Origin of the sequence: Gilliamella sp. B2772, from assembly GCF_026536985.1 — a bacterium.
Taxonomy (GTDB): domain Bacteria; phylum Pseudomonadota; class Gammaproteobacteria; order Enterobacterales; family Orbaceae; genus Gilliamella; species Gilliamella apicola_E.
On the sequence record NZ_JAFNNB010000005.1, the window covers coordinates 16,245 to 35,217 of the forward strand.

17 protein-coding genes and 1 riboswitch are annotated in these 18,973 nt (G+C 35.1%); of the genes, 6 read left to right on the plus strand and 11 right to left on the minus strand.

Going from position 1 to position 18,973, the window contains the following annotated elements; translation table 11 throughout:
- The first annotated feature begins 22 nt into the window (after positions 1 to 22).
- From J3T98_RS10065 to radA, 3 genes are all read left to right on the plus strand, one after another.
- Positions 23 to 199, plus strand: a complete 177-nt coding sequence (locus J3T98_RS10065; protein ID WP_267362751.1) for a winged helix-turn-helix transcriptional regulator — start codon at positions 23 to 25, stop codon at positions 197 to 199.
- Positions 200 to 391: 192 nt separating this feature from the next.
- Positions 392 to 1,366 (plus strand): phosphoserine phosphatase, encoded by a 975-nt coding sequence (gene serB, locus J3T98_RS10070; protein ID WP_267354054.1) that lies wholly within the window; start codon positions 392 to 394, stop codon positions 1,364 to 1,366.
- Positions 1,367 to 1,375: 9 nt separating this feature from the next.
- Positions 1,376 to 2,752 carry a DNA repair protein RadA gene (gene radA / locus J3T98_RS10075; RefSeq protein ID WP_065561765.1) on the plus strand — a complete coding sequence of 459 codons (1,377 nt, stop codon included), beginning with the start codon at positions 1,376 to 1,378 and terminating at the stop codon, positions 2,750 to 2,752.
- Positions 2,753 to 2,825: 73 nt separating this feature from the next.
- On the opposite strand, the gene ppnN is transcribed toward radA, so the two are convergent.
- The gene (gene ppnN, locus J3T98_RS10080) at positions 2,826 to 4,202 is read right to left on the minus strand and encodes a nucleotide 5'-monophosphate nucleosidase PpnN (protein ID WP_267362752.1); all 1,377 of its coding nucleotides are present in this window, start codon (positions 4,200 to 4,202) and stop codon (positions 2,826 to 2,828) included.
- A gap of 431 nt (positions 4,203 to 4,633) precedes the next feature.
- A riboswitch (molybdenum cofactor riboswitch) is annotated at positions 4,634 to 4,752 on the plus strand.
- Here ppnN and moaA point away from each other — a divergent pair.
- Positions 4,745 to 5,719 (plus strand): GTP 3',8-cyclase MoaA, encoded by a 975-nt coding sequence (moaA, locus tag J3T98_RS10085; protein ID WP_267362753.1) that lies wholly within the window; start codon positions 4,745 to 4,747, stop codon positions 5,717 to 5,719. It overlaps the preceding riboswitch by 8 nt.
- On the opposite strand, the gene gluQRS is transcribed toward moaA, so the two are convergent.
- The 3 genes from gluQRS to folK all read right to left on the minus strand — a co-directional run bounded on the left by gluQRS (position 5,699) and on the right by folK (position 7,692).
- Positions 5,699 to 6,580, minus strand: coding sequence for a tRNA glutamyl-Q(34) synthetase GluQRS (gene gluQRS / locus J3T98_RS10090; protein WP_267362755.1), 882 nt, complete (start codon positions 6,578 to 6,580; stop codon positions 5,699 to 5,701). The two genes, moaA and gluQRS, sit on opposite strands and share 21 nt — an antisense overlap.
- 35 nt (positions 6,581 to 6,615) lie before the next feature.
- The gene (gene dksA, locus J3T98_RS10095) at positions 6,616 to 7,071 is read right to left on the minus strand and encodes an RNA polymerase-binding protein DksA (RefSeq protein WP_065561769.1); all 456 of its coding nucleotides are present in this window, start codon (positions 7,069 to 7,071) and stop codon (positions 6,616 to 6,618) included.
- A gap of 135 nt (positions 7,072 to 7,206) precedes the next feature.
- Positions 7,207 to 7,692, minus strand: a complete 486-nt coding sequence (folK, locus tag J3T98_RS10100) for a 2-amino-4-hydroxy-6-hydroxymethyldihydropteridine diphosphokinase (protein ID WP_065561770.1) — start codon at positions 7,690 to 7,692, stop codon at positions 7,207 to 7,209.
- A gap of 186 nt (positions 7,693 to 7,878) precedes the next feature.
- Between folK and J3T98_RS10105 the strand changes: the two genes are divergently transcribed.
- Positions 7,879 to 9,237 carry an MmgE/PrpD family protein gene (locus tag J3T98_RS10105; RefSeq protein ID WP_267362758.1) on the plus strand — a complete coding sequence of 453 codons (1,359 nt, stop codon included), beginning with the start codon at positions 7,879 to 7,881 and terminating at the stop codon, positions 9,235 to 9,237.
- Positions 9,238 to 9,276: 39 nt separating this feature from the next.
- On the opposite strand, the gene J3T98_RS10110 is transcribed toward J3T98_RS10105, so the two are convergent.
- From J3T98_RS10110 to syd, 7 genes are all read right to left on the minus strand, one after another.
- Positions 9,277 to 10,029, minus strand: a complete 753-nt coding sequence (locus J3T98_RS10110) for an amino acid ABC transporter ATP-binding protein (RefSeq protein WP_065735247.1) — start codon at positions 10,027 to 10,029, stop codon at positions 9,277 to 9,279.
- Between the two features lie 10 nt (positions 10,030 to 10,039).
- Positions 10,040 to 10,711, minus strand: a complete 672-nt coding sequence (locus J3T98_RS10115; RefSeq protein WP_065735246.1) for an amino acid ABC transporter permease — start codon at positions 10,709 to 10,711, stop codon at positions 10,040 to 10,042.
- Positions 10,708 to 11,484 carry an amino acid ABC transporter substrate-binding protein gene (locus tag J3T98_RS10120; protein ID WP_267354044.1) on the minus strand — a complete coding sequence of 259 codons (777 nt, stop codon included), beginning with the start codon at positions 11,482 to 11,484 and terminating at the stop codon, positions 10,708 to 10,710. Before J3T98_RS10120 ends, J3T98_RS10115 begins: the two co-directional genes overlap by 4 nt.
- Positions 11,484 to 12,005: a GNAT family N-acetyltransferase gene (locus J3T98_RS10125; protein WP_065735245.1), complete on the minus strand. Its 522-nt coding sequence runs from the start codon at positions 12,003 to 12,005 to the stop codon at positions 11,484 to 11,486. Before J3T98_RS10125 ends, J3T98_RS10120 begins: the two co-directional genes overlap by 1 nt.
- Positions 12,002 to 13,363 (minus strand): adenylosuccinate lyase, encoded by a 1,362-nt coding sequence (gene purB / locus J3T98_RS10130; RefSeq protein ID WP_267362761.1) that lies wholly within the window; start codon positions 13,361 to 13,363, stop codon positions 12,002 to 12,004. Before purB ends, J3T98_RS10125 begins: the two co-directional genes overlap by 4 nt.
- Before the next feature lie 373 nt (positions 13,364 to 13,736).
- A complete protein-coding gene (locus J3T98_RS10135; RefSeq protein ID WP_267362763.1) occupies positions 13,737 to 14,912 on the minus strand; it encodes an amino acid aminotransferase in 1,176 nt (391 codons plus the stop codon).
- Between the two features lie 128 nt (positions 14,913 to 15,040).
- The gene (gene syd / locus J3T98_RS10140; protein ID WP_220225515.1) at positions 15,041 to 15,592 is read right to left on the minus strand and encodes a SecY-interacting protein; all 552 of its coding nucleotides are present in this window, start codon (positions 15,590 to 15,592) and stop codon (positions 15,041 to 15,043) included.
- A 700-nt stretch (positions 15,593 to 16,292) separates the two neighbouring features.
- Between syd and rne the strand changes: the two genes are divergently transcribed.
- Positions 16,293 to 18,929, plus strand: a complete 2,637-nt coding sequence (gene rne / locus J3T98_RS10145; protein ID WP_267362765.1) for a ribonuclease E — start codon at positions 16,293 to 16,295, stop codon at positions 18,927 to 18,929.
- The last annotated feature ends 44 nt before the right edge of the window (positions 18,930 to 18,973 follow it).

Genomic DNA, 18,973 nt, shown 5'->3' on the forward strand with positions numbered 1-18,973 from the left:
ACAATGCCAGCTCTGTTTAAAAATGATTAATGTATTAACGCTGAGCATCCAGCTTAAAAAGTTGGAGGAAGATGAACTTATCACTCGTAGTGTATATGGTGAAAAACCACCACTTAAAGTGTTATACAAATTACCCCCTTTGGGTGAAAAAATTGGCCCAGCACTTGAACAGCTTTGTATGTGGGGACTATCTGTTTAGTATTCTTTCTTCATTTCTAAACTGAAGCTAATTAATATTGATTAACAATGAAATTTCTTGCAAAAAAAGTTGAGGAACAGGGTTTTTGAGCCGTAAAATTTAAGAAATAACTTCTTATAATCCTTACTTGGACAATCTTTAGTAGATATGGTAAATTCCGAATCTGTTTTACATTTTTAAGACTTTCGATATATGGCTTATACATTAACCTATAATGATCTCCCAGAAAATATTCAATACTGGCAAGGTTTACCTTTGTCTTTAAATGGTTGTGAAGTTGTTCCATTGGATTACAATGCGGGTAAAACGGGTTGGATTATTTATGGGAAAAAGTTAAATAAAACACTGCTTTCAAAATTTCAAAGACAACTTGCAATGCCAATGGTTGTAGTTTCATCTTGGAAAATTAAAACCTATCAAATAGTACGTATTGCTGGCGTAATGCCAAAAAAAGCCAAATCGATTTCGCTAACATTAGGTATTGATGTTTCACCAATTGATAATTTACCCACATTGCATTCTCCAGGTTTATTAGTCATGGATATGGACTCGACCGCAATTGGTATTGAGTGTATTGATGAACTAGCAAAATTACACGGTGTCGGTGAACAAGTTGCTGCAGTGACTGAGCTTGCTATGCGTGGTGAACTTGATTTTGCTACCAGCTTACGTAAACGAGTTGCTACATTAAAAGGCGCACATCAAGATATTTTAGAACAAGTAAAAGAGAGTCTACCATTAACACCAGGATTAACTTATTTAGTTAAAGAGTTGCATAAAAAAAATTGGCATGTTGCCATTGTTTCGGGTGGATTTACCTATTTTGCAAATCATTTAAAACAGAAGTTAAAACTAATTGACGCTCACGCTAATGAATTAGAAATTAAAAACGGTAAGCTGACAGGTAAAGTTAATGGGCAAATTGTTGATGCTAAATATAAAGCGCGGATGTTACAACAATTAGCCACCTCTTTAGATATTCCTATTGAGCAAACTGTTGCGATTGGTGATGGGGCAAATGATTTAATGATGATTAGAATTGCAGGGCTTGGTGTTGCTTATCATGGAAAGCCTAAAGTCGTTGAAAAAGCAAGAATCAGCATCAATTATGCTGATTTAACCGGTTTATGGTGCATCTTATCTACCAGTTTATTAAGTGAAGGCTAGGAGAAGAATTTGGCAAAAACAGTAAAGCGCGCTTATGTCTGTAATGATTGTGGTGCTGACTATCCTCGTTGGCAAGGTCAATGTAGCGCTTGTCATGCATGGAATACCATTACTGAAGTTAGGTTAGCTAGTAGTTCATCACGCAATGACCGATTAACCGGCTATGCCGGTGGCGCAGGGCAAACTAAAATCCAAAAATTATCTGAAATTAGTCTGGAAGCCTTACCCAGATTTTCAACTGGATTTTCTGAATTTGACCGTGTACTTGGTGGTGGTGTAGTACCAGGTAGTGCTATCTTAATTGGTGGTAACCCCGGTGCCGGTAAAAGTACTTTGCTACTGCAAACCATGAGTAAACTGTCAGCACAAATGAATACCCTTTATGTAACTGGTGAGGAATCATTACAACAAGTAGCGATGCGTGCACATCGTTTAGGTTTACCGACAGATAATATTAATATGTTGTCTGAAACCAGTATTGAGCAGATCTGTTTACTTGCTGAACAGTCACAGCCAAAGTTAATGGTTATTGACTCAATTCAAGTTATGCATCTTGCTGATATTCAATCTTCGCCAGGTAGTGTGGCTCAAGTTCGTGAAACTGCAGCTTATTTAACGCGTTTTGCGAAAACCAAAGGCATAGCCATTATTATGGTTGGCCATGTGACTAAAGATGGCTCACTAGCAGGCCCTAAAGTACTTGAACACTGTATTGATTGCTCAATTTTACTTGATGGTGATGCTGACTCTCGATTTCGAACTTTACGTAGCCATAAAAATCGTTTTGGCGCAGTCAATGAGTTAGGTGTGTTTGCTATGACTGAACAAGGATTGAAAGAAGTCAGTAATCCATCTGCAATCTTTTTAAGTCGTGGTGAAGAGATGTTATCGGGCAGTTCGGTAATGGTGTTATGGGAAGGTACTCGTCCATTACTGGTTGAAATTCAAGCGTTAGTTGATCATTCTGTATATGGCAATCCAAGGCGAGTGACTGTCGGGCTTGATCAAAATCGGCTGGCACTTTTACTCGCGGTTTTGCATCGCCATGGTGGTTTACAAATGGCTGATCAGGATATTTTTGTTAACGTTGTTGGCGGGGTAAAAGTGACCGAAACTAGTGCCGATTTAGCATTGATTGCTGCATTGGTATCCAGTTTTCGAAATCGCCCTTTACCACAAGATGTGGTTATTTTTGGTGAAATAGGTCTGGGAGGAGAAATACGACCAGTACCAAGTGGTCAAGAGCGTATTTCTGAAGCCGCTAAACATGGTTTCAAAAAGGCAATAGTGCCTATAGCTAATATGCCAAAGAAAAAGCCAGAAAATATGCAGATCTTTGCTGTTAAGAAAGTGTCGGAAGCGTTAGATATTTTAAGTGATCTTTAGAGTGTTCAAATATTGCTAAATACTCCGCCGATTTTTGTATCGGCGAAGTATAACTGGCTAATATTAAGGTTAATTAATAACAAATTTCATAACAAGGTTGATAGGCACTACCGCCAGGAAGCTTCATGCGATCTTGTTTTACATAGCTAAGCAGTAAATTATCTAATTGCTTCATGATTTCAGGATCACCTTGCAATTTATAGCGACCATGTTCAGCAATTTGCTTCATACCAAACTCTTTAACATTACCTGCAACAATTCCAGAAAAAGCACGGCGTAAATCAGCAGCTAATAATTCAACTGGCTGATCTTTATGTAGATTAAGTGATGCCATGTTTTCATGGGTTGGTTCAAATGGGTGCTGTAATGCTTCATCAATTTTGAGTAACCAGTTAAACCCATAAGCATCACCAGTTGCTAACCGTGATGATTTAACCTGTTTTACCCCATGTTTCATTATGCGTGCAACTTGTTCAGGTGAATCAATGATAATTTCATACAATTTAGTCGCTTCTTCGCCTAAAGTATTACGAATAAATTGATCAATCGCGTCAAAATAATCTTCACACTCTTTTGGACCCGTTAGAATAATTGGTAAAGTCTGATTTTTATTAGCAGGATTGAGCATAATCCCCAAAATATAAAGTAGTTCTTCAGCAGTACCAGGTCCGCCAGGAAAGATAACTATACCATGCGCCATTCGAACAAACGCTTCAAGTCGTTTTTCGATATCTGGCATAATGATGAGTTCATTAACTAATGCATTTGGTGGTTCGGCTGCAATTATCGATGGCTCAGTCATACCAATAAAGCGACTATCTTTTATATGTTGTTGTGCATGACCAACAGCGGCGCCTTTCATTGGTGCTTCCATTATTCCCGGACCGCAGCCTGTACAGATATTAAGTTCTCGTAATCCAAGTTGCATACCAACTTGACGAGCATAATAATATTCACTTTCGTTAATTGAGTGTCCACCCCAACAAACAATTAGATTAGGCTCTTCGCCAACGTGTAGGGCATTGGCATTACGCAGAATAGAAAAAACAAGATTGGTGATGTAATAGGAGTGCTCTTTTTCAAGCTTCTCGTTAGGTACCAAGTGTTTAATTGCCGTAATTTGGCCATTTAAAAAAAGAATATCACGTAAAACCGCAAACAGATTAGCTTGTATGGAGCGAATAATGCGTTTGTCGACAAAAGCACTTTCAGGTGCATCAATAAGCTCTAATTTAACTCCACGCTCTTTACTGATAACGTTAATTTCGAACGATTTAAATCTATCTAGTAATTCTTTAGTGTTATCCGTTTTACTACCCGCATTAAGAGTAGCTAATGAGCAATTTCTAAACAATTGATAAAGTTCGCTATTTGCTGATTTTTTTAAAATATCAACTTCAGCCTGCGCAAGTAAATCCATTGATCCTAACGGACTTATATGGGTAATCATCACAACCTCCATTTGACGGTTTTATCGACAAGGAAATCATTATATACCGAAATATAATGAATACTAAGCAAAGCTGTAAATAAGCTAAAAATATGAGGCAATAGGGTGAATTAAAAAATTTTTTCTAGTTATGAAATAAATACCTCATAATAAGAAAAAATAAAAAAATTAGAATATTATTCAACCTTCAAGGTGTTTGTCAGGTTAGTGAGTTATCAATGAAAAAGGAATTTATTTGTTTATAGGGGTTGTCAGTAAGTTAAAGAAGAGAGAAAAGGGCGACCGAACGCTTTTATTAATCTTGTCGAAGGGCAACTTACTTAATTACATCACGGTTATTTATACTTAAAAGAAAAATGATGAAATTGAATCATCTAATCAATTATCGAATAGTGATAATTGTCCGTAGTCAATAAATAGTGTCTATGCTAGACTTAAACAAACTCTGAAGCTTTTTCACCTAAGTGAATTCATATGGTGAACTAGCCGCGGTATAGCGCAGAAATGGCTATGCTTCCCGATTTGGATAAGGTGTTTGTGATATGCAATTAATGGATAATTATCAGCGTCGATTTCAATATCTACGCTTGTCGATTACCGAGCAGTGTAATTTTCAGTGCCAATACTGTTTGCCTGACGGTTATCGACCTAATAAAGATCATCAATTTTTATCGTTAAATGAAATTGACAATGTTGTGTCAACGTTTACTGAACTTGGTGTACATAAAATTCGGCTAACGGGCGGTGAACCGACTTTGCGTCGAGACTTTATTGATATTTTGTCAATAATTTCTGCTTATCCCAGCATCAAACAACTCGCTATCACAACCAATGGTTCACGGTTATTAAAAAATGTGCATTATTGGCAACAAGCAGGACTTAATGCTATTAATATTAGTATTGACAGTTTTTCTCCTTACATTTTTAAACAAATAACAGGCCAAGATAAATTACGTGAGCTGATTCAAGGCGTTGAAAAATCATTAGAAGTAGGTATTAGGAAAGTTAAAATTAATACCGTTTTGATGAAAAATATGAACGACCATCTGGCTGATTATTTAACTTGGATTAAAGATCGTTCAGTTGAATTACGTTTTATAGAATTGATGGAAACAACAGAAAGCCGTGAATTATTTAATCGTTATCATTTAGCTGGTCATGTGATGGAATCACAACTTATTGAACAAGGTTGGCAATTACAGTCAAAAGAGGCGTTCTCTGGACCTGCTAAAGTTTACGCGCATAGTGATTATCGAGGTAAGATTGGTCTGATTATGCCGTATTCAAAGGATTTTTGTAAAAGTTGCAATCGATTACGTGTCTCGTCGATCGGTAAATTACATTATTGCTTGTTTGGTGATGCAGCGGTTGATTTACGGGATTTACTACAAAGCTCTGAGCAAAAAGCGCAACTTAAAGCTAGAATTTTATCTTCACTATTAATAAAACCTGAAAAACATTTATTACATACCCACCATTTAGGTATCACACCTAATTTATCTTATATTGGTGGTTAACATACAGTCTTGTTTGGGAATATGATTAATGTCCCAGTGTGATATCGCCCAATCTAATAACGCTTTCTGTGTGGCATCTTGCCAATTTTCGGGTATTTGTTGACCTAAAAATTGTAATGCTTGCACCGTTAATAATTTGGTTTTTTTTATATCAATTGGAGAGGCATGATTTTGCTTCGAGAGTTTATGACCATGACTATCTAAAGCTAATGGTAAGTGGCAGTAATTTGGGATTGTAAAATTAAATAATTGATAAAGTGAAATCTGTTTAGCGGTCACAGGTAATAGATCTGCACCACGAACAATTTCGGTTATTCCTTGATAATTATCATCTAATACAACAACTAGATTATAAGCAAATAATCCATCTTTTCGATGAATAATAAAATCTTCTAGTGCATTGATATGATCAATGCTTTGTTGACCTCGAATTTTATCATCAAAAGAGAAAATCGGATGATTCTGCTTTAAACGAATAGCAACGTTATTTAATGCTAAATGTCGCTCACGACAAAATCCATCATAAATATTGTTTTTAAGGCTATGGATCCGTTGTCTGGTACAATCACAATAGTAAGCTTTTTGCTCAGAAATTAATGATGCTAACACTGATCGATAACGTTCACTACAGTTAGACTGATATAAAACTTGATCATCCCAATAGAGATTAAAAGCTTCTAATGTTTTTAATATTAAAGATGATGCGCCTTTGACTTCCCTTGGGGGATCAATATCTTCAATACGAACAAGCCATTTACCATTGCTGGCCTTGGCTTGTAAGTAGCTACCGAGAGCTGTCACCAACGAACCAAAATGTAATGGTCCAGAAGGTGACGGAGCAAAACGACCAATATATTGCATGGGCGTATAGGATAGAAAAAATAGTTAAATGAGAATCACATACCCATTTGTTTTTCACGAAGTTCAGCTAATGTTTTACAATCGATACATAAATCAGCGGTAGGTCTTGCTTCTAAACGACGGATACCAATTTCAACACCACATGATTCACAATAGCCAAAATCATCGGTTTCAATTTTCTTTAATGTTTTTTCAATTTTTTTGATAAGTTTGCGTTCTCTATCACGCGCTCTTAGTTCTAAACTGAACTCTTCTTCTTGAGTTGCGCGGTCAGCTGGATCTGGGAAATTAGCAGCCTCATCTTGCATATGAGAGACAGTTTTACCCATTTCACCTTGTAATTGTGAAAGCCATGCTTCTAAGATTAGTTTAAAATGTTTCAATTGCTTAGGATTCATGTACTCCTCACCTTTCGCCTCTTTATAAGGCTCAAGTCCAGCAATTGATAGCAGACTAAGAGAAGATGTATTTACTTTTTGTTCCTTTTTCACAGCAATCCCCTTAAATACACATTATTTTCAAGCGCTAAACTATAGCAATAAATTAGCCTTTGGCAAATTTTTTTTACTATTTTTTTTGTGCTAAAAGTGCAGAATATTACAACTATATGTTATTAATAAGATTAATTATTCATCCCATTTTTTTAAATTATTCAAAGGACATTTTTTAATTAAATCAAACAGCTTATCGTTATCAGGTAAGATGAGTTCTGGTGAAATATCAAATAAAGGATAGAGTACAAATTCTCTATTTTTCATATGATAATGAGGAATTGTTAGTCTATCGTTGTCTATTATTAAGTCATCGTATAATAATATATCTAAGTCTAATGTCCTTGCTCCCCATCGATTATCTTTGCGTACCCGACCTTGTGATTTTTCTATTGCTTGTAGTTCATCTAATAAAGCTATAGGTTTAAGTGAGGTGGTTAACTTTATAACTGCATTTAGGTAATCATTTTGATCTTGTGGACCGAGCGGTTTACTGCGATAAAATGGTGAAATGTCAGTAACTACGGTATTGGGTAATTGTTTTAGGGCTGCAATAGCTTGATTAGCTTGAGCTAATGGATCGTTAAGATTACTGCCTAAGGCAATATAACATATTGACATAATTGGATGTATTTTTTCGTGATGTTTAAGCGTAGAGATATTTTAGCACATATAAAGTGTTATCAAGCTAGATTGCTAAATAATGATTATTTCTAGTTATTAAGATATAGCGATATAATCTTTTAAACGCATATGTAGCATCCACTATTTGCTCAATATTTATTGAGATTTGTATGAGAGTTTATAATGCATCTAGGTCAACAATTGAGTTTGTTAATAAAAAATACGCCAATTATTGAGCAACAATCAGTCCTTGAATGTGCAATTAATGGTGTTATTGATTATTTTGCGAGTAGCTTACAGGCATCTAATGAAACTAATGTTCAGCAATTACTGGCCTGGATAAATGATGAAGGTGGCAACAATCGAGCTTGGCTAATTGGTCAAAAAAAGTTAGCAACCAGCCGGCAAGCAGCATTATTTAATGCTTTTCAAGCACATTGTTTAGATTATGATGATGTACATATTGATGTACGTGGTCATCCATCAGCGGTTATCTTATCAGCCTTATTTTCTAGTATCCGCTTAGATGATTCATTAACGCGTTTAGATGGTCGTCGTTTTTTAACTGCCTATGTAATAGGTATTGAAGTTATGGCCTTATTGGGACGATGTGTCAATCCTGAACATTATGAAAAAGGTTGGCATACAACAATCACTTTAGGTGGTATTGCCGCAACAGCTGCTATTTGTTATTTATATGATGAACCATTTCTTGCTCAAGCATTAACTTTAGCTGCGACGCAAGCGTCAGGTCTGCGATTAATGATGGGGACACCAATAAAATTTTTGCATGCGGGATTGGCTGCACAACATGCTATACAATCGGTTGAATGGTTAAGAGCTGGGATTTCAGCAGATAAGGACTTTCTTGATGATAACCTCGGTTTTTTATCAATATATGGTCAAGGCAATGATAATTTAGATTTAACTATCTGGGCTAAGCCATGGAAGATTGTTGAACCAGGGTTATGGTTTAAGACTTATTCATATTGTTCTGCCGCTTCATATATTGCTGATGCGGGTAAGTTAATTTATAAGCATCCTAAGTTTAATGTAGATAATATTGATTATATCACTCTTTTCTTTGCACCAATTAATAGTGATGCAGCACTGATCTATAAAAAGCCATTATTAGCTGAGCAAGGACGTTTTTCAGCAGAATATATTTTGGCATTGATTTTACTTGGTATACCTATCGATTTTGAACAATTTGCTTCAAAGCCAATAGCTGACAATATCCTACAATTAATCCAAAAAATGCAGCGTAGTTATGATATACAATTAACCCCTCATCCTGATGCATATAATAAGCGCTATGTCGTTATTAAAATAGTATTAAATGATGGACAAAAAATTAGCCAACGAGTGGATATTCCTAAAGGATCACCTAAAAATCCTTATAGCCAACAAGAATTGGCCACTAAGTTATTTGGAGCATTGCAAAATGAAATTAAAGCACAACAATTATTGTCTGATATCTATGCTCTAGCCAATGGTATGGATATTAAACAATTACTCATATCGCATTGGAAAATGCTTTGATATCTACTATAAACAGTTAATTATTTTATAAATATAAGCTTAAATTTCAAAATCAATATCATCATTGAGTTGCCGTAAAAAGCGTTGAGTTAACTCGTGTTGTGGGTTATCAATTAATGATTTTGCTGGCCCTTCCTCAACAATAATACCATTAGCCATAAAGATGATGCGGTCGGCCACATACTTTGCAAACTCCATTTCATGGGTTACGATTAGCATAGTTATCTTTTCTTTGGCTAGTTTCAGCATCACTTGTAAAACTTCATGAACTCTCTCGGGATCTAACGCAGAAGTTGGTTCATCAAATAATAATACTTTTGGTCTTACAGCTAATGCCCTAGCAATTGCAACACGTTGTTGTTGCCCTCCCGATAATGTTACAGGATATTGATCAGCATAAGCTAACATTCCAACTCGCTCTAACAATGATATTCCGTACTGTTGTGCCTCACTTTTCTTCATTTTCTGTGCAACAATTAATGGATAAGTAATGTTTTCTAAAGCTGTTTTATTTCTAAATAAATTGTAGTGTTGAAAAACCATTGCTGATTGTTTGCGTAAATTGGTCTCTTGCTTATGGTTGTAATGTTCACTATTGAGTATTACTTTATCAATACGAATCGTTCCTGTATTGGGTTTTTCAAGTAAATTAAGACAACGCAATAAGGTTGATTTTCCCGATCCGGATGGTCCAATAATGGCAACGACTTCACCTTCTTTGATATTAAGATTTATTTCTTTTAAAACTTCATTATTCCCAAATCGTTTTGATAAATGAGATACACTAATCATCATGCTCTCCTTAACGATGATATGGTTTAGTTAGTTTACGTTCTAACTGCTTTTGTAACCATGAATAGGCGACAACAGTTAGCCAGTAAACAATACCGACGGCTAAGTAAGTTTCAAAATAGAGAAAAGAATTAGCAGTTAACATTTTTCCTGCTGCTAATAATTCTTGTACCCCGACAAAAAATGCTACAGAAGAGTCTTTGAGTAGTGAAATAAACATATTCCCCGCATTCGGTAAAGCATTAATCATCGCTTGAGGTAATATAATTCCTCGATAAACCTGAATTGTACTTAATCCTGAGGTTAATCCTGCTTCTTTTTGTCCAAGATCAACCGAAGTTAAGCCAGCACGAAATATCTCGGCTAAATAAGCTGAATATTTTAAACTAAAACAGATAATAGCCGCCGTGGTTGCGCCTACCTGTTTCATAATTGGAAATATTTGTGGTAGGCCATAGTAAATAATAAACAGTAAAACGACAGATGGAATTCCACGAAATAAAGAAATAAACAGCGCCAAAAAAGAATCAATTACAATAATTTTATTGTTTCTAATCAAAGCAATAGCAAGCCCTAATATAGTGGCAAACACAAATGATATAATGGCAATAAAAAGTGTAACTGGCAGATAAGGTAATATCTGCGGGAATACACTAAAGAAATAGTTTATATTAAAATTCATGAGGTAATATCTTCACCAAAATATTTAATTGAAAGTTTTTTTAATGTTCCATTAACACGTAATTTTTCGATGGCTTGGTTAAATTTTTCTCGTAAAGCTTTACCTTTTTCATCCTTACTAAATGGGAAGGCAACTTGTTCAATAGTAATTGGTTCGCCCACTAATTTGAATGGTAGATTTTTTCGTTTAATTTCTGCCAATAAAATTGGTTTTGAATTGACATAACCATCGACTCTTTGAAATTCTGTATCATGCATTGCACCATCTCGAGTTTCATAGGTTTTGATCGTAATTTCGTTATTAGGAAATGCTTTTTTAAGATTATTAATATGGTTTGAACCAAGTACCCCTGCAATAGTTTTACCATTAAAATCAGTTAACTGATTAATATTGTTATTATCTTTGTGTGTAACAATTTGACTACCATAAAAACTATACGGCTGAGAAAAATCATATTTAGCTTGACGAGTTGGTGTAACTGCCACCGCATTTGCTACCGTATCTAAACGACCTGAGTCAAATTGGCCCATTAATCCACCAAATTCAGCAATTACCCATTCAACTTTAAAACCTAACTCATTGGCAATTGCTTCTGTGACTTCGACATCAAATCCAACTAACTTTCCATCTTGTTTATAACCATTCGGGTAACTTTGACCGGTTGAGCCTACTTTTATAATGTTTTGTTCCGCCGCCTGATTGTTTGATTGATTATCACAACCACTCAGGGTAATTAATAAAATAGCAGAAAACCATGTTATTATTTTTTTCATTATTGATGACTCCTCTTTTTCCATTCGGAATAGTTTTTGTGATTTAATATTTTTTCAAAATAAAGGGTAGTATGATCACTGGTTAAATTTACTTGCCCTATTTGTTGATATCCTTTTTTGCGATATATATTGGCTAGCCATGGATGATTGGCTGCTGTACCTAAAGTTACGGCGGGAAGCTTAAGTTGGTTAATTAAAACTTCTTTTTCAACCCAATCCCATAAAGCATTACCATAGCCTTGTCCTTTATAAATTGGATCTGTTGCAAACCAGCCTAAATGTGGTAATCCATAAGGTCCTGGGTTATTTCCCCATGGAAAACGTATGCTTAAGGTTGATATTAATTTATTGTCCTTTTCTATTATATAAACTGCATTCGAATCAATATGATGAATTATTTCTTCAGGTTCGACAGTAGCTGCTGCAAAATGAATGCCTAACTGTGACGTAGCTTGATATGCTCGGTGCAATAATTGTTGATATGCTGGAATATCGGAACAGCTGATTAAGCGAAAATTCATAATAATACTCCGCTTTGTTCCGCATATTTGATTACTTGGTCGACTTTTTGTGGTGCAGACCCCAGATAATTAATTGGATTTAACCAATTATCAAGTTCAGACTCGGTAAATTGTTCACTTAAACGTGGATCATCCAATAGGAGGGATTTAAATGGTCGGTTTTGTTCAAATGCTTGCATAGCATTTTCATAAATTAAATGGTGAGCAGTTTGTTTTCCTAATCGCTTGCCAATTTCGAACATTATTTTTTCTGATAACAGTAAGCCATTTTGTTTTTTTAAATTAGCTAACATTTGATCAGCATTGACTTTTAATCCTTTTAAAACAGCTAAAGCGGTTTGAAGTTGTGCTGAAATATAAAGATTAATTTCTGGCAGGGCAATCCATTCTGCCCGCCAGCTCATGGCATCACGTTCATGTTCAACTTTCATTGATTCATGAATAAGTGCCACACTTTTTAATAAAGGCGCGGTAAGACTCGCTAAACCTTCTAAGGCGGCTGGATTACGCTTATGAGGCATGGTAGTCGAACCAATTTTACCATCAGAAAATGGCTCTTCCACTTCATTAATTTCCGTTCGCATAAGGTTGTAAAATTCGTTACCAATTTTGCCAAGCGAACCGCTAATAAGAGCAATAACTGATGCGTATTCAGAAAAACGATCTCGTGCAGATTGCCAACCAATATTGGGTGTATTTAGTCCAAGTGAAGTTAATGCACGATTTTCCACTTGTGGACCTAATTCACCCATTGATGCATAAGTGCAAATAGCTCCGGTAATATTACCGACTAAAACTCTTTGTTTTATTTCAGATAAACGTTGTAAATGACGAACAAACTCGTCTAACCAAACCGCTAATTTAAAACCAAATGTTGTCGGTAATGCTTGCATACCATGGGTGCGACCTACCATGGGTAAATATTGATATTGTTTAGCCAACCGTTTTAATTGATGCGCAATTAATTTGGTATCCCGTTCAATTATATCAAATGACTGTTGTATCTGGAGAACAGTTGCGGTATCGACAATATCTTGGGTGGTTGCTCCATAATGAATGTATTGACCAGCATCACCTACTTGTTTTTGTAATGCGTTGATTGTTGACATCAGTGAATGTTTCGCTTTGGCTGCTTCTTGAGCAAGTTGTTCAAGTGATAATTTTGATGCATCAGCTTTGGCAATAATTGCATCAGCAACGTCAGCAGGAATTACACCTAATTCACCTTGAGCTTTTGCTAAAGCTACTTCTACTTTTACTTGCTTTTCTAAGCGATTTTGTTCAGACCATATTTGGCGCATTTCGCTAGTGCCAAAATTATTGCCTAAAATTAAAAAATCTAAAATATGTGATGCCACAAACCGTCCTCAATGAAAATTCAATAAATTGATAGCAATTATTATTAATTATTGATTTAACGTCTAATAGCTAGTTTTCCTAAATATATAACTAAAAGGAATAATAAAATGAATGACACGACTCTTTATCGAGTTTAAAAAGAGTGTTATTTAGCAAAAAATTTTGAGGAGGGGCTTTTTTAGATTGATAATATAAATTATTTAATAATATTCAAATAGTTGATTGGGATATCAATTCTGGGCAAAACATAATTTAGATTGAGCGTATAAAAAAATTCTTATTGTTAATATATCGAATACATTGGTGATTAAAATTTAAATTAATTGCTAATGTATTCGACTATTAGTAGAAATATTTTATTAAACTTGAGGTTTATAATACTTCGACAATTGATTCACAAAGTCTAGACATATTATCGATAGTCATTCCCGCAACATTGATACGACCTGAATTGACCATATAGATGCCATACTCATCACGCAATTTTATTACCTGTTCTTCACTTAATCCACTAAATGAAAACATCCCATTTTGTTTAGCAATAAAGCTGAAGTCTTGGTTAGCACTTTTATCTTGTAGTGTTTTTACAAATAACTGGCGCATACGATGAATGCGTTGGCGCATGCTGGTTAATTCATCAAGCCATTCTTCTTTTAGTTCATCATTATTTAAAATATAAGAGACAATTTTAGCTCCATGTGCGGGTGGATTAGAGTAATTGGCTCTAATAATAGTTTTTACTTGACTAAATGCTCGATCGGCAATTTCGCTATCAGCAGCAATTAAAGTAAATGCCCCAACACGTTCATTATAAAGTCCAAAGTTTTTTGAGTAAGAACTAGCAATTAGGAGTTCTGGTTGGTTATTGGCAAATAGTCTAAGTCCATATACATCTTCTTCTATTCCTTGTCCAAATCCTTGATAAGCTAAGTCGAATAGTGGTAACCAACCGTTTTTTAACGCTAATTCCGAAATAGCTTGCCATTGTTCAGGCGTTGGATCGATACCAGTTGGATTGTGGCAGCAGCCATGAAATAGCACCGCATCACCAGCGACAACTTGACTTAAATCAGTCATTAAACCATCAAAATCTAGGTCTCGCGTTAATGGATTATAGTAACGGTATTCACGAACTTCTAAGCCTGCTGTTTGAAATACGCTACGATGATTAGGCCAAGATGGATTACTTATCCATACTCGTTTTACTTTGGTACGTCGAGATAAAAAATCAGCCATAATTCGTAATGCACCAGTGCCTCCAGGTGCTTGAGCTGTTCTAGCTCGTTGATTTTCAGTACCAAATAGTAGAATTTGGGTAGCATTATTAAATGAGTTAAGACCATCAATTGGTAAATAACTTTTTGTGATTTCATCATTTAAAATCAGATGCTCAGCTTTTTTTACACTTTCTAAAATAGGTGTTTTGGTCGTCTCGTCTTTATAAACACCAACACTTAAATTGATTTTGTTAGTGCGTTCATCCTTGTTATAAAGATCCGCTAAACCTAAAATGGGATCTGCAGGCGCTGCTAATAAATATTCAAACATAATATACCTATTTCTTTTTTTGAGCTTCAATGCATTATATACACATTGTTTGGCAAGTTACAATTTCGTTAACAATCAGGCTTCGAAGCAATAATTTTACCACTATGAGTGTTTTCAAATACAAATTGTTAACTTTCAATTTCAAGTTTTTCAAGAAATGATTTTAAATCAGGTGCTAATGTGATTAATTGTCCTGTTATTAAATCTTCTTTAACAATTTCAGCAGTTAAATTATTTATTGCAATAATTTCAGTGTCCTTATTAGTTGAGCCAATAAAAAGAGTCGGATGGCGTTTTAATTTTTTTTGCTGTGATAAATGCGCAATTAAATTCTGCTCTAAATTAGAGAAGTCGTCATCACTCCATGGTTGAAGTAAAATTACATCAATATCGGCAAACTTTGCAGCCATATTAGCCGCATATTGTGTCCCATAATAAATATGAGCGCTTTGATGTATTTTTATATTAATTACTTGTTCAACGATGGTTAAATTTCTTGGTGGAATAAGTAAATAAGGCTGCCAATAAACAGTAAGATTTTCGGTTTTTATAATACAAGGAGAAGGTAATGAATGTAACTCTTCACTTTGGGGTACACCATCAAATTGAGCAATCCAACGATGGGTAAAATCAGTTAAGGCAATTTTTTCAGGTAATTCCATAGATAAATATTCGTTCATTTTGTAAGCAAATCTAAATTATATTATACGGATAAAATTGGGATATGCACCTGTGTTAATGTTAGGTTTGTAAATTACTAAAATAGGTCATAAATCCATCAGTAATGATGTAGAAAATTTAGACAAAATCAAATTTAGAAAACTAGCGACTAATGCTGCATTTTATTATACTTTTAACCTATTTTATTGAGCGCTCAAAATTAATACTTAATTGTTTATAAAATAATCACTTTAATTTACTTGCTATCCTCTGCTGAAACGTGAATAATAGACAAGGATAATTTATCCTTGTAATGCAGCAATGGCGTTAGACATTACAGTTTGTCAAAATAAAATAGCGTAAGTAGAATTATTATAATTAATTAATATGTTTATTTTAAACAATCATATAAAGATTTAGTGGTTTGTTAAATTGTAGAAATTTGCAAACTCATCATTGAAATAATATCAATAATTGTATGTTTAGTGGTGTTCAAAAAGTATATAAGTGTTTTGAATGTAATATTACCTCTAAAAATGTATTGATGTTGTATATACGGATTTCACATAAAATAATAACAAAAATAACATAAATAAAATAATGAAATACTGTATACAAAATATTAAGTTAAGTACTATTGTTTATCATTGTTAAAATAAGCATTTATTAATAATAAGATTCTACCTACAGTTAATTTAGATTAATGAAGAGTGTAGAATAATGAAAAGAATGCTAATCAATGCAACCCAGCAAGAAGAGCTGCGAGTTGCCCTTGTTGATGGCCAACGCTTGTATGATTTAGATATCGAAAGCCTTGGTCACGAACAAAAAAAAGCCAATATTTATAAAGGCAAAATCACTAAAATCAATCCTAGTTTAGAAGCCGCTTTTGTTTCATATGGTGGTGAGCGAGATGGTTTTTTACCATTAAAAGAGATCGCAGAAAGCTATTTCCCTTCAAATATTTCTGGCCGGCGTAGTATTAAACATCTGCAAGAAGGCCAAGAAGTCCTTATCCAAATTGAAAAAGAGATTCGTGGTAAAAAAGGTGCTGCTTTAACGACTTATATTAGTTTAGCCGGTAGCTATTTAGTATTAATGCCAAATGACCCAAGAGCAGGTGGGGTTTCGCGCCGTATTGAGGGAGAAGAGCGTGCAGATCTAAAAAGAGTTATCGATGCGCTAGAAAAACCAAAGGGCATGGGTGTAATAGCTAGAACAGCGGGTGTGGGTAAAAGCCAAGAAGAGTTACAACAGGATTTAAATGCGTTAGTTAATTATTGGACAGCGATTCAAAATGAGTCAAAAAATCATCCAGCACCAAGCTTAATTCATAAAGAAAGTGACATTATTACTCGAGCATTTCGTGATTATTTACGTGATGATGTGGGTGATATTCTTATTGATAATCCTAAAGTACTGGAAATTGCAAAAAAACGATTAGCTGATTTAGGTCGTGTTGAGTATGTTAGTCGTCTTAAACTTTATGAAGGTGATGTACCATTATTTAATCATTTTCAAATCGAAGGTCAGATTGAATCGGCATTCCAACGGGAAGTTCGCTTACCATCTGGTGGTTCGATTGTTATTGATGCAACTGAAGCATTAACTGCGATCGATATTAACTCAGCTAAATCTATTCGTGGTAGCGATATTGAAGAGACTGCATTTAATACTAATCTTGAAGCGGCAGAAGAGATTGCTCGCCAATTGCGGTTACGTGATTTAGGTGGCTTGATTGTCATCGACTTTATTGATATGACGCCAATTCGTAATCAACGTGAAGTGGAAAATCGCTTAAAAGAAGCGATGAAAACCGATCGAGCAAGAATCCAAACCACTCGTATTTCCCGTTTTGGTTTGCTTGAAATGTCTCGTCAACGTTTAAGCCCATCTCTACGTGAAGCAACTCATCATATATGTCCTCGTTGTCAAGGAACAGGTACAGTTCGTGATAATAATTCATTATCACTTTCAATTCTTCGCTTAATTCAAGAAGAGGCGATGAAAGATAATACGGTTCAAATTGATGTGATTGTGCCAGTGCCAATTGCTAGTTATTTGCTTAACGAAAAGCGTCGTGCGATTAATAATATCGAAAGAATGCATCCGGATGTTAAAATCGTCATTGCTGGCGATGAAGAAATGGAAACACCACTTTATAAAGTGATTCGTAAACGTAGTGGTGAAGAGACAGATGTATTAAGCTACAATTTACCTAAACTAATCCGTGAGCTTGAAGAGGAAGAAGAAGATCAAGTCGCTGAATTAGTGGTAGAGCAAGCTGTATTATCAGGTCCTAAAGTAGAAGCGAGTAAAGCATCTAAAGCGAAAAGTGAACCGAAAAAAGTTGAAAAATCTAGTGGCTTATTTGGTGGTTTATTTAAGAAAATTCGTCAGTTATTTGTTTCAGAAAAGGTAGAACCTAAACCAGAAGTTAAGCCTCAATCAAATAAAAAACGAGATAATCAACGCTCAAATAATCGACGTCAGCGTAATAATCGTAACAATTCAGCTGCAAATAATAATGTTGCAACTGATGAAGTTAAAGAGACTACACGCTCTAATCGTCGTACAAAACAAAATAATAATTCATCTAATGCTTCGAATAATATAAAAGCTGATAAAGTCGTTAATGAGGCGGCACAACCACCTAAGCAAAAAGAAGCGAAACCAAGACGTCAACAGCGTGCATTAACGAAGAGTGTTCGTGTTAAAAATAGTGATGTACCTGCTCAAGCTGAAAAAGTGTGTATCCCTACTTTATTATTGCCGATTATTGTTCCTGAAACAGGCGATAATGCTGTAACTAACGATTCACAACCGAAGCGTCAACGAAGAACATCTCGTCATTTGCGTATGAATACACCACGGACTAAACGACGCGGTAAAAATAGCGAATTAAAACAGTCTGCAATGCCATTGCAATTTGCTGCTGCGTCATTAGAGCTTGCATTAGGCCGTGTATCGGTTGATTATAGTCAAGTTAGCCATGATGAATCGCTTAATGCTGTTCCAGTGATCCCTTCACTTTTATTACCAATCGTAATTAAAGATGATGTAGACATCGCTAAAAACGTAGTTGCTAGTGAATCTCAATCAAATATCACAACTCAAGCAAATATTGAGAAATCACCTACAACTCAGGTAACAACAGAATCTACAGCAGATCCTGCAGCGGGTTATTCATCATCAATAATGACTAAGGCTCCAGCTCCGGACTATGTGGAATCTGATAGTGGAATAAAAACACGAGAAGAGTTGGATTATCGTTATGACGGTAAAGGTAATGCTGGTGGATTAAGTGCTCAAGATCATGCTTATGCCGCAGCAAGTAAACCGGTCATACCTGAATAGCAGATAACTAAAACAACAGTGATGGATATCACTGTTGTTTTTGC